This is a genomic window from Streptomyces sp. NPDC001604 (genome assembly GCF_042893475.1).
Classification (GTDB): Bacteria; Actinomycetota; Actinomycetes; order Streptomycetales; family Streptomycetaceae; genus Streptomyces.
Window position 1 is genome coordinate 228248 of record NZ_JBIAUY010000012.1, and the last position, 12315, is coordinate 240562.

The window sequence follows — 12315 nt, forward strand, 5'->3', positions numbered from 1 at the left end:
TCAGGTATGGGCTCGGGCCGGCTGCGGCGTCAGCCGTTCGTGGCCCGTGCGGTCGTAGTACCGCGTCATCGCGAAGCCGAAGAGCAGGCCAAGGGCCGCGCCGATCGCGATCATGATCCAGGAGCGGGTGAGGCCGGCGTCCCCGCGGGCCTCGAAGTACAGGATGGCGCGGACCCCGTCGCTGAGCTGGCGCATGGGCTCGAAGTGGGACAGGAAGCGGTAGAAGCCGGGCACGGCCTGGAGGGGGACGGTCGCGCCCGAGGACGGCAGGCCCAGGACGATGAACACGAACATGGACACCAGCTGGCCGATGCCGCCGAATGCCGCGTTGATGGCCTGTACACCCAGGCCGACCGCGAGCGAGGCGCAGTAGGAGTAGATCCATAGCAGCGGGATGTGGCCGGCGTCCATGCCGAGGACGCTGATGGTCGCGAGCATGATCAGGGAGACGCTGATGACGGTGATGCCCGCGGTCATGACCATCTTCAGCAGCAGCGTCTGGGTGCGGTTGATCGGGACGGTGGGGCGGCGGGTGTGCCAGGGGCCGATCTCGTTGTCGGCGTAGCCCAGGGCGGTGTCGACGGCGTTGCTGATGACGTTGCCGCCGAGGAAGCCGGCCAGCACGAGCAGCAGCGTGTAGTAGAAGGCACTCAGCCCGAGGCCGCTGTGGCTGCCGATCGGGTGGCCGACCTGGGTGACGACGTTCACCGGGTCGGCCAGCAGCAGCTTGGTCGTGGAGTTGGCCCGCGTCCCCACGGCCGCGGTCAGTTGCTTGCCGATGGTCTGCGAGGCCTGGTGCGCCGCCGCCGTGGTGATCTGACTGGCGAGGGACGAACCCAGGCTGCCCTTGCCGGGGTTGGTGAGCACCGTCATCGTCGGCCGGGCGGTGGCTCCGGGCGTGGTCAGCGCGGTGATGGACGCGGTGAAGTCGGAGGGGATGACCAGGGCGCCGTAGACCCTGCCGGAGTCGAGGTCGTCCTGGGCCTGGGCGAGGCTGCGGATGCGCCACCGGGCCTTGTCGTTCGACTTGTCGGCGGTGATGGCCGCGGCGATCTGCGTGCCCGCGTTCTGCTGCTGCCCGGCCGGCGGTTTGCCGGTGTCGGCGTTGACCAGGGCGATGGGCAGATGGTGCAGATCGCGCTGCGGGTTGACGATGCCGCCCATGTAGAGCAGGGCCAGCAGGAAGGCGAGCAGTCCGGTCAGGACGGTGGGCATGAGCCACAGCTTGGGGCGGCCCAGCAGTGTGACGGCACGGGCCCGGGGGCTGGCGTCGGCCATGGTTCTCCGTAGGTTGTGGGGACGGGACGTCCACCTCACGGCTCCTGTACTGCAAGCAGAGCCTACGGAGGAGCGGGCGCGGGGGCGGCCAGGCCGCGCGCGACAGGCCGTGACGCACGGCGGCGTGACGGCTCGCAGGCAACCCACGGCCCCACCGGCCCCTCATACCTGTTGACCCATCAGTCGGACGACCCGCGAGGAGTGTCTGTTGGACGGCATCGAGTCCTCCGCCGCACCCACCGGCCCGGCCCAGGAGACGGGCGCCCCACGGCACGCGGTGTCCCGCCGCCGGTTCATGGTGTACTCCCTGGCGGCGTCGACGCTCACCATCGCCGCCCCGCTCGCCTGCGACACCTCCCCGGCGCAGGGCTCCGAGCCCACGCGAGGCCCCTCCGACGTCCTGGTGACCGGTGCCGACGCCGAGATGCTCGTCCTGGAGGTCACCCACGCCAACAGGATCGTCGTACGGCTGCCGCGGGTCGAGGTCGGCCAGGGCATCACGACCGCCGTCGCCATGATGATCGCCGAGGAGCTGGACGCCCGCCTCGCCGACGTCGACATCCCCCTGGCGGACGCCCGGACCAAGGGCAATCAGTACACCGGCGGCTCGAACTCGGTCGTCTCCCTGTACGGCCCGGCCCGCCGGCTCGCGGCCACCGCACGGGCCAGGCTGGTCACCGCCGCCGCCAGACGCTGGCATCTGCCCGCCTGGAGCCTGCGCACCGGGAACACGACGGTGATCGCCCCGGACGGCCGCACCGCCACCTTCGGCTCACTGAGCGCGAGCGCCGCCCGGATCCGCCGTACGGCCGTTTCCGCCGAGCCCAAACCGGCCTCCCGGCACAAGCTGATCGGCCGGCCCACGACCCGTGTCGACGCCCGGGACATCGTCACCGGCAAGGCGCAGTACACCGGGGACCTGTCCGTGGCAGGGGCGAAGCCGAGCGTGGTGGCCAGGCCGCCGACGCTCGGCGGGAGGCTCGTCTCGGTCGACGACCGGGCGGCCCGCGCCCTGCCCGGTGTGCACGCCGTCGTCAAGGTCCCCGGCGGGGTCGCCGTGGTCGCCGAGTCCTTCCACCACGCCTTCCAGGCCCGCGACGCCCTGAAGATCAAGTGGGCGCCGGGCCCGCTGGCCTCGCTGTCCGACGCGCAGATCCGCTCCCGGTTGAAGGCTGCGGTACCGCACCTGGGGTCTCCGCCGCGTGGATCGACGCAGGTCGAGGCCGAGTTCGAGTTCGCCTTCGTCAGCCACGCCCCGATGGAGGTGCTGACCGCGATCGCCGACGTACGCGCCCACAAGGCCGAGATCTGGTTCTCCTCGCAGACGCCCACGGACGCCCGGGACAGCATCGCCTCGGCGACCGGACTGCCGGCGTCCGCGGTGACCGTGCATGTGCTGCGCGGCGGCGGCTCGTTCGGACGGCGGCTGAACTTCGACGCGGCCATCGAGGCGGCGCTGATCTCGAAGGCGGCCAAGCGGCCGGTCAAGCTGATGTGGAGCCGTAACGACGACACCCGTCACGGCCGGATGCGCCCCGCCACCCACCACCGCTTCCGCGCCAGCCACGCCGACGGCAGGGTGGTCGCCTTCAGCCATGCGATGGCCGGGGTGGGCGAGTCGTCCGGCAACAAGGGAACCGCGAGCCAGGCGGCCTTCGTACGGCCGGGGCGCGTGCGGACGGCGGGGCCGCGGCCCAGCGACTCCGGGCTGTACAACTTCGGGCGCATCTCCAGAGATGCAGGCGGTATCGAACTGGCGATGCCGCTGGGCGCCTGGCGGTCGGTGGACTCCGGGATGGTGCGCGCCGCCGAGGAGATCGTCGTCGACGAGGTCGCCAGGAGTCTCGGCAAGGATCCCGTCGCCTTCCGCCGCTCGACACTGCGCAGCAAGGCCGTCAAAGCGGTCCTCGACAAGGTGGCCGCCGCCGGGAGCTGGGGGCGGGCCATGCCGGACGGGCACGCGCAGGGCGTCGCGGTCCACGAGGAGTACGGCTCCTGCGTGGCCTGTCTCGCCGAGATCGACGCCACCGATCCGAAGCACCCCCGGGTGACCAAGGTGGTGATGGCGGCCGACGTGGGCACCGCCGTCAATCCGCGTGGCCTCGAGGCCCAGCTCATGGGCACCGCCGTCGACGGGATCTCCACCGTGCTGCAGGCCGGCCTGCACATCGACCGCGGCGCCGTGCGGGAGGGCAGCTTCGCCGACTTCCAGTGGGCCCGCCAACGCCATGCCTCACTGCACTTCGAGGCACACATCATGCCGTCCACGGGGGAGCCCGGCGGCGCGGGCGAACTCGGGGTCCCGGCCGCCTCCGGAGCCGTCGCCAACGCCTACGCCCGCGCCACCGGCACCAAGCCCCGCCGCTTCCCGCTCAACTTCTGACCGCCGCCGGACCAGCCTCCGAGAAGGTATCGATGCCCTCCTACTCCTTCACCCTCAACGGCAAGCCGGTCACCGTCGAGGCCCCCGCCGACATGCCGCTGCTGTGGGTGCTGCGCGACCTGCTGCACGTCACCGGCCCCAAGTACGGCTGCGGCGTCGGCGTCTGCCGCGCCTGCACCAGCCATCTCGACGGGGAGGAAATCCAGCCCTGCGTCGTGAAGGTCAAGGACTGCGCGGACCGCAGGGTCACCACCATCGAGGGCCTGGCCGACGGCGAGACGCTGCACCCCGTGCAGCAGGCCTGGATCGACTGCGACGTCTCGCAGTGCGGCTTCTGCCAGCCCGGCCAGATCATGGCCGCCGCGGCCCTGCTGAAGAAGACGCCCGAGCCGACCGACGCCGACATCGACGGCATCGAGAACGTCTGCCGCTGCGGCACCTACTCCCGCATCCGAGAAGCCATCAAAAAGGCGGCGGCCGACCTGCATTCCTGACGATTCTTCGGTCTGCAGGACGACACGCGGGGTGAGTGGCCCGGCTCACATGGCCAGAAGGGCATGGCACCGACACCATGGGGGACGTCATCCGCAGGCTGAAGGGAGCGGCGATGTTCCGCAAGGTGCTGGTAGCCAACCGTGGTGAGATCGCGATCAGGGCGTTCCGCGCAGGCTACGAGCTGGGCGCAAGGACCGTCGCCGTCTTCCCGCACGAGGACCGAAATTCACTGCACCGGCTCAAGGCCGACGAAGCGTACGAGATCGGCCAGCCGGGCCACCCCGTCCGCGCGTACCTCTCCGTCGAGGAGATCGTCCGTGCGGCGCGCCAGGCGGGCGCCGACGCCGTCTACCCCGGCTACGGATTCCTGTCCGAGAACCCCGAGCTGGCCAAGGCCTGCGAGGAAGCGGGCATCACCTTCGTCGGGCCGAGCGCGCAGACCCTGGAGCTGACCGGCAACAAGGCCCGCGCCGTGGCCGCCGCCCGCGCGGCCGGTGTCCCGGTGCTCGGCTCCTCCCAGCCCTCCACCGATGTCGACGAACTCGTCCGTGCGGCCGACGAGATCGGCTTCCCGGTGTTCGTGAAGGCCGTCGCGGGCGGCGGCGGGCGCGGTATGCGCCGCGTCGAGAACCCGGCGCAGCTGCGCGAGTCCATCGAGGCGGCGTCCCGTGAGGCGGCCTCCGCGTTCGGCGACTCCACGGTCTTCCTGGAGAAGGCCGTGGTCGACCCCCGTCACATCGAGGTGCAGATCCTCGCCGACGGCGAGGGCAACGTCATCCACCTCTACGAGCGCGACTGCTCGGTGCAGCGCCGCCACCAGAAGGTCATCGAGCTGGCCCCGGCGCCCAACCTCGACCCGGAGCTGCGCGACCGCATCTGCGCCGACGCGGTCCGCTTCGCCCGCGAGATCGGCTACCGCAACGCGGGCACCGTCGAGTTCCTGCTGGACCGCGACGGCAACCACGTCTTCATCGAGATGAACCCGCGCATCCAGGTCGAGCACACGGTCACCGAGGAGGTCACCGACGTCGACCTCGTCCAGTCGCAGCTGCGCATCGCCTCGGGCGAGACCCTCGCCGGCCTCGGGCTGTCCCAGGAGACGGTGAAGCTGCACGGCGCGGCCCTGCAGTGCCGTATCACCACCGAGGACCCGGCCAACGGCTTCCGCCCGGACACCGGCCGCATCAGCGCCTACCGCTCGCCCGGCGGCTCCGGCATCCGCCTGGACGGCGGAACCACCCACGCCGGTACGGAGATCAGCGCCCACTTCGACTCCATGCTGGTCAAGCTCACCTGCCGGGGCCGGGACTTCAGGGCCGCGATCGGGCGGGCCCGGCGCGCGGTCGCCGAGTTCCGCATCCGCGGTGTGGCCACCAACATCCCGTTCCTGCAGGCGGTGCTCGACGACCCGGACTTCCAGGCCGGGCGGGTGACGACCTCGTTCATCGAGCAGCGCCCGCACCTGCTCACCTCCCGCTCCTCCGCCGACCGCGGCACCAAGCTGCTCACGTACCTCGCCGACGTGACCGTGAACAAGCCGAACGGCGAGCGCCCCGAGCTGATCGAGCCCGTGAGCAAGCTGCCGGTGCTGCCCGCGGGTGAGCCGCCCGCCGGTTCGCGTCAGCGGCTGGTCGAGCTCGGCCCGGAGGGGTTCGCCCGCGCGCTGCGCGAGTCGCCGACCATCGGCGTCACCGACACCACCTTCCGCGACGCCCACCAGTCGCTGCTCGCCACCCGCGTCCGCACCAAGGACCTCCTGGCGGTCGCCCCGATGGTCGCCAGGACCCTGCCGCAGCTGCTGTCCCTGGAGTGCTGGGGCGGAGCGACGTACGACGTCGCACTTCGCTTCCTCGCCGAGGACCCCTGGGAGCGCCTGGCCGCTCTCCGGGAGGCCGTCCCCAACATCTGTCTGCAGATGCTGCTGCGCGGCCGCAACACCGTCGGCTACACCCCGTACCCGACCGAGGTGACCGACGCCTTCGTGCAGGAGGCCGCCGCCACCGGCATCGACATCTTCCGCATCTTCGACGCCCTCAACGACGTCGGCCAGATGCGCCCCGCCATCGACGCCGTTCGCGAGACGGGCACGGCGATCGCCGAGGTGGCCCTCTGCTACACCTCGGACCTGTCGGACCCGAACGAGCGCCTGTACACGCTGGATTACTACCTTCGCCTCGCGGAGCAGATCGTCGAGGCGGGCGCCCACGTCCTGGCCGTCAAGGACATGGCGGGCCTGCTGCGCGCCCCGGCCGCCGCCAAGCTGGTGTCCGCGCTGCGCCGCGAATTCGACCTCCCGGTCCACCTGCACACCCACGACACGGCGGGCGGCCAGCTCGGTACCTACCTGGCGGCGATCCAGGCGGGCGCGGACGCGGTGGACGGCGCGGTGGCGTCGATGGCGGGCACGACCTCCCAGCCCTCCCTCTCGGCGATCGTCGCCGCGACCGACCACTCCGACCGGCCGACCGGCCTCGACCTCCAGGCGGTCGGCGACCTGGAGCCGTACTGGGAGAGCGTCCGCAGGGTCTACGCCCCCTTCGAGGCGGGCCTCGCCTCCCCGACCGGCCGCGTCTACCACCATGAGATCCCCGGCGGCCAGCTCTCCAACCTGCGCACCCAGGCCGTCGCGCTCGGCCTCGGCGACCGCTTCGAGGAGATCGAGGATCTGTACGCCGCAGCCGACCGGATGCTGGGCCGCCTGGTCAAGGTCACCCCGTCCTCGAAGGTGGTCGGCGACCTCGCCCTGCACCTGGTGGGGGCCGGGGTGGACCCGGCCGATTTCGAGGCGACCCCGAACCGGTACGACATCCCGGACTCCGTCATCGGCTTCCTGCGCGGCGAGCTGGGCACCCCGCCCGGCGGCTGGCCGGAGCCCTTCCGCACCAAGGCACTCGAGGGCCGCGCCGAGCCCAGGCCCGTGCAGGAGCTGAGCGCGGAGGACCGCGAGGGCCTGGCCAAGGAGCCCCGCGCCACCCTCAACCGGCTGCTGTTCCCGGGGCCGACCCGAGACTTCGAGACCCACCGCCAGGCCTACGGCGACACCAGCGTGCTGGACAGCAAGGACTTCTTCTACGGGCTGCGCCCGGGCAAGGAGTACGCCGTCGACCTCGAGCCCGGTGTCCGGCTGCTGATCGAGCTGGAGGCGGTCGGCGAGGCCGACGAGCGCGGCATGCGGACCGTGATGTCCACGCTGAACGGCCAGCTCCGCCCGATCCAGGTGCGTGACAAGGCGGCCGCCTCCGACGTCCCGGTGACGGAGAAGGCCGACCGCACCAACCCGGGCCATGTCGCCGCCCCGTTCGCCGGCGTGGTCACCCTCGCGGTCGCCGAGGGCGACGAGGTGGACGCCGGTGCGACGGTGGCCACCATCGAGGCGATGAAGATGGAGGCCGCGATCACCGCCTCCAAGGCGGGCACCGTCGGCCGGCTGGCCATCAACAAGATCCAGCAGGTGGAGGGCGGCGACCTGCTCGTCGAGATCCGCTGAGCCGGATACCCGCGCGGTGGGGCCGGGGTCGACAGCGACGGCGTCGCCCCCAGCCCCGGTGCTGTCCGGTCAGGAGGCGGGTAAAGTCTCTGGGATGCCGAGAGTCAAGGTCAGCGTCGTCGTGCCCGTGTACAACACCGGGAAGTACGTCGACGAGTGCGCGCCGTCGCTGCTGGGGCAGTCCCTGCCCGCCGACGAGTACGAGGTCATCTACGTCGACGACGGTTCGACGGACGACACCCTGGCCCGCCTGGAGAAGATCGCGGCAAAGCACCCGAACGTGCAGGTGCACACCCGCCCCAACTCGGGCTGGCCGGGTGCACCGCGCAACCTGGGCATGAGCCACGCCCGGGGCGAGTACATCCAGTTCGTCGACCACGACGACACCCTCGGCCCCGAGGCGCTGGAGCGGCTCTACGAGTTCGCCAAGCGCAACGACGCCGACGTGGTGCTCGGCAAGATGTCCACCACCATGGTCCGGCCCCGACGGCTGTTCCGGCACACGGTGGACGCCTGCACCATCGAGAACGACGAGCTCATGCAGAGCATGTCGCCGCACAAGATGTTCCGGCGCGCCTTCGTCGAGGAGCACGGCCTGCGCTTTCCGGAGGGCCCCTGGATCCTGGAGGACCTGCTCTTCGTCAGCGCCGCCTACCTCAAGGCGGAGCGGATCTCGATCCTCGCCGACTACCCCTGCTACTACTGGATGAAGCGGGACGACGGCGGCAACAACACCCAGCACCGGTTCAGCCCCCGGCACGGCTTCTGGGCCAATTGCCGCACCATCGTCCGTCAGATCAAGGACGGCACCGAGGCCTCCGACGACATCGACGCTCTGCAGAACCGGCTCCTGCACCGCCTCTACCACGTCGAGATTCTCTCCCGCACCCGCGAGCCCGAGATCCTCCGCGAGGACCCGGCCGAGCAGCGGCAGCGCTTCGAGGCGGCCCGCGAACTGGCGCTGACGGAGTTCCCGGCGGCCGTACGCGAAGGCCTGCCCACCGTGTCCCGGCTACGTGCCGAACTCCTCGAGCGCGGCGACTTCGACGGCGCGTCGGCTCTGGCCGAGCGGGTCCGCGAGGTGAAGGCCCGCAGCGAGGTCGGCGCACTGCGCTGGGAGGGCGGCCGGCTGGTTGCCGACGTCACCCTCGACCTGCTGCGCGGGGACGGCGAGCCCCTGGCCCTCGTCGAGCGGGACGGCAAGCGATGGCTGGACCCCGAGCTGCTGGCCGGCGTGCCCGGCACGGAGGAGGGCTGGGAGGTCCGCGACCCGTTCCGGCTGGCGTACGCGGAACTGGTGGTCAAGGACCGTGACCGCGACGACTGGTGGTACCCCGAGGGTGACCTGGAGGTGCGCCTGGAGCCGCTCGGCGAGGGCCGCTCGCGGCTGGTCGCCTCCGGACGGCTGCTCCTCGACCCCGAGCGCCTGGCGGGCGGCCGTCCGTTGGAGCGCGGGGTGCACGACGTGTGGGCATACGTCCAGCTCCTCGGCATCGACCGGATGGTCCGCGTGACCGGCGACGGCACCCCGGGCGCCCCGGCCACGGGCCCGGCACTGACCGGCGGCCGCCTCGCGCTCCCGTACTGGACGGCCGCCGGCCAGCTCGCTCTCGACGTGGACCAGCGGCAGCGCAGGCTGGGCCCCGACACGGCCGGCGCCGCCGCGGCGAACACGGCACGCGGCGGACGCTCGCTCCCGCTGCCGTACGTGGCGGCGGGGGCAGGCGGAGCCCCGGCCCGCATCAAGGTCACGGTCTCCTCCCTGACCCTGGACGCCGAGCTGATCCCCGCCCCCGACGGCACAACGGCCGAGCTGCGCCTGCCCGCCCGTCTCGCCCTCCCGGCCGGCCGCCACCCGGTCACCCTCCCGAAGACGGACACCCCGCTCGCTCACGCCGTGGTCCGCGACGGCGCCCTGCTCCGCCTGGAGGGCCCGGCGTACGAGCCCGGCACCGGCCGTCGACTCCTCGACTCGGTCGCGGACAACGGTCAGATACGGCGGGTACGGCGACGGTTGGGCCGCTGAGTCTCCGGCTCTACCGGGTGCCCGACTGGACGAGCCTGAAGAAGAGCCGCGCCCCGGCTCGCTGGGCGGATTGACGCAGGCGGACGGCGGCGAATCGAACCGGAGCCGACTCCGGGCGCCGCCCAGGGGCGGGAACAGGCTTCGACGTTGGTGCGGTTGACGCCCGCCAGCGTGCCGGGATCGGCCCCGCCGTCCAGGCCGTTCGCGAAGTACCGCCCGACCGCGGTCGGGGCCAAGGGTCGGTCGCTGCCGAAGAGGACGTGGCCGGGGCGGGTGGAGGCCGGCAGGGTGGGCAGGGCGGTGCCGAAGCAGGGCCGCGCAGGTCGTCCAGGATGTCCAGCGGGCTGCGTCCGGTCTCGCCAGCGATCGCGACGGCCGTCCGGTGCGAGGCGTACGGCGCGAAGCCGCACGGGTGGCGCCGGACGATGCCGCTGCGGACCAGGAGGTAGGCGGCGCGGGTCGAGTCCAGCAGGAAGTCCGCGGCGAATGGCTGGACGTTCTCCTGGCCGCCCGTGCCGAGATACGCGCCCTGGTTGTCGGCGAGCAGGGTGACCCCGTCGGCGCCCAGTTCGTCCAGCGCCCGCCAGGCCTCTGCCGCTGAGGCCGCGGCGTCCGGCATGGGCAGGGTCGCGAAGTACCCGAAGCGCCCGGGGTGCTCGGCGGCGAGTGCGGCGGAGAAGGCGTCAATCCCTGGGATCGCCGATGTCGACCGCCCGCCTCCGAGAGCCTTGACCCGGGGTCTGTGCTCCACGATGCTGTGTTGCGACACATGAGATGTGTGCCGTATTGAGCAACATCTGACTCAGTCTCGTACCAGCCGAGGAGTGGCCATGACGCACCAGGTCCGTGGAGTCGTCGCGCGGGGCAAGGGCGCCCCCGTCAGCCTGGAGACGATCATCGTGCCCGACCCCGGACCGGGCGAGGCGCTGGTGAAGGTCGAGGCCTGCGGGGTCTGTCACACCGATCTGCACTACCGCGAGGGCGGCATCAACGACGACTTCCCCTTCCTGCTGGGCCACGAGGCCGCGGGCGTGGTGGAGTCGGTGGGGGAGGGCGTCACCGATGTCGCCCCCGGTGACTTCGTGATCCTCAACTGGCGTGCCGTGTGCGGGCAGTGCCGGGCCTGTCTGCGCGGGCGCCCCTGGTACTGCTTCAACACCCACAACGCCAAGCAGAAGATGACCCTGGAGGACGGCACCGAGCTGTCCCCGGCGCTGGGCATCGGCGCCTTCGCGGAGAAGACGCTGGTCGCGGCGGGGCAGTGCACCAAGGTCGACCGGTCCGCCTCTGCGGCGGCCGCCGGCCTGCTCGGCTGCGGTGTGATGGCGGGCATCGGCGCCGCGATCAACACCGGCAACGTCGGCCGCGGCGACAGCGTGGCGGTCATCGGCTGCGGTGGCGTCGGCGACGCCGCGATCGTCGGGTCGAACCTGGCCGGCGCCGCGAAGATCATCGCGGTGGACCTGGACGACCGGAAGCTGGAGACCGCCCGCAAGCTCGGCGCGACCCACACCGTCAACTCCAAGGAGTCCGACCCCGTCGAGGCGATCCGCGAGCTGACCGGCGGCAACGGCGCCGACGTCGTCATCGAGGCGGTCGGCCGCCCGGAGACGTACAAGCAGGCCTTCTACGCCCGCGACCTCGCCGGCACGGTCGTGCTGGTCGGAGTGCCGACCCCGGAGATGAAACTGGAGCTGCCGCTCCTGGACGTCTTCGGACGCGGCGGATCGCTGAAGTCGTCCTGGTACGGCGACTGCCTGCCCTCCCGCGACTTCCCGATGCTCATCGACCTCTATCTGCAGGGCCGTCTGAACCTGGACGCCTTCGTCACCGAGACCATCGCCCTGGACGAGGTCGAGAAGGCCTTCGAGCGGATGCACGGCGGCGACGTCCTGCGCTCGGTGGTGGTGTTCTGATGGCCGCCCGCATCGAACACCTCGTCACCTCGGGCACGTTCTCGCTGGACGGCGGCACCTGGGACGTCGACAACAACGTGTGGATCGTCGGCGACGACCACGAGGTGATCGTGATCGACGCGGCCCACGACGCCGACGCCATCGCCGAGGCCGTCGGCGGCCGGACCCTGCGGGCGATCGTGTGCACCCACGCCCACAACGACCACATCGACGCCGCGCCCGACCTCGCGGCGCGCACCGGCGGCCCCGTCCTCCTCCAGCCCGAGGATCTGCCGCTGTGGAAGCAGACGCACCCGGAGAGGACGCCGGACGCGGAGCTGGCCGACGGCCAGGTCCTGACGGTGGCGGGCGTCGACCTGACCGTGCTGCACACACCCGGCCACGCCCCCGGCGCGGTCTGCCTGTACGCGCCGGCGCTCGGCGCGCTCTTCAGCGGTGACACGCTCTTCGCGGGCGGACCGGGGGCCACGGGAAGGTCGTACAGCCACTTCCCGACCATCATCGAGTCCATCCGGGAACGGCTGCTGTCCCTGCCCGGCGGCACCGTCGTGCACACCGGTCACGGGGACACGACCACCATCGGTGCGGAGGCCCCGCATCTGCAGGACTGGATCGCACGCGGTCACTGACCTGCTGACCTGCTCGAAGGCACTGATTCCGGTGTCGACCCCTGCCCATGAAGAGTTGCTCAATGTGCTCTCTGTTGCATGGAATGCAACATCAGGCAGGG

Annotated in this window: 8 protein-coding genes; 6 read left to right on the top strand and 2 right to left on the bottom strand. The window is 71.7% G+C overall.

Going from position 1 to position 12315, the window contains the following annotated elements:
* A complete protein-coding gene (locus ACFY1E_RS29720) occupies positions 1–1278 on the bottom strand; it encodes a YhgE/Pip domain-containing protein (RefSeq protein ID WP_389080966.1) in 1278 nt (425 codons plus the stop codon).
* Positions 1279–1573: 295 nt separating this feature from the next.
* On the opposite strand from ACFY1E_RS29720, the gene ACFY1E_RS29725 reads away from it, so the two are divergent.
* The 4 genes from ACFY1E_RS29725 to ACFY1E_RS29740 all read left to right on the top strand — a co-directional run bounded on the left by ACFY1E_RS29725 (position 1574) and on the right by ACFY1E_RS29740 (position 9669).
* Positions 1574–3661 carry a molybdopterin cofactor-binding domain-containing protein gene (locus ACFY1E_RS29725; protein WP_389081077.1) on the top strand — a complete coding sequence of 696 codons (2088 nt, stop codon included), beginning with the start codon at positions 1574–1576 and terminating at the stop codon, positions 3659–3661.
* Positions 3662–3693: 32 nt separating this feature from the next.
* Complete coding sequence (locus ACFY1E_RS29730; RefSeq protein WP_389080968.1) at positions 3694–4155, top strand: (2Fe-2S)-binding protein; 462 nt, start codon at positions 3694–3696, stop codon at positions 4153–4155.
* A gap of 113 nt (positions 4156–4268) precedes the next feature.
* Positions 4269–7643: a pyruvate carboxylase gene (locus ACFY1E_RS29735; protein WP_389081079.1), complete on the top strand. Its 3375-nt coding sequence runs from the start codon at positions 4269–4271 to the stop codon at positions 7641–7643.
* Positions 7644–7737: 94 nt separating this feature from the next.
* Entirely contained in the window at positions 7738–9669 is a 1932-nt protein-coding gene (locus ACFY1E_RS29740; protein ID WP_389080971.1) for a glycosyltransferase family 2 protein, read from the top strand.
* Positions 9670–9679: 10 nt separating this feature from the next.
* On the opposite strand, the gene ACFY1E_RS29745 is transcribed toward ACFY1E_RS29740, so the two are convergent.
* A complete protein-coding gene (locus tag ACFY1E_RS29745) occupies positions 9680–10420 on the bottom strand; it encodes an amidohydrolase family protein (protein ID WP_389080974.1) in 741 nt (246 codons plus the stop codon).
* Positions 10421–10499: 79 nt separating this feature from the next.
* On the opposite strand from ACFY1E_RS29745, the gene ACFY1E_RS29750 reads away from it, so the two are divergent.
* Both ACFY1E_RS29750 and ACFY1E_RS29755 read left to right on the top strand, forming a co-directional pair.
* Positions 10500–11585 (top strand): S-(hydroxymethyl)mycothiol dehydrogenase, encoded by a 1086-nt coding sequence (locus tag ACFY1E_RS29750; RefSeq protein ID WP_389080976.1) that lies wholly within the window; start codon positions 10500–10502, stop codon positions 11583–11585.
* Entirely contained in the window at positions 11585–12214 is a 630-nt protein-coding gene (locus tag ACFY1E_RS29755) for an MBL fold metallo-hydrolase (protein WP_389080979.1), read from the top strand. The genes ACFY1E_RS29750 and ACFY1E_RS29755 overlap by 1 nt, the downstream gene beginning before the upstream one ends.
* Positions 12215–12315: the final 101 nt, after the last annotated feature.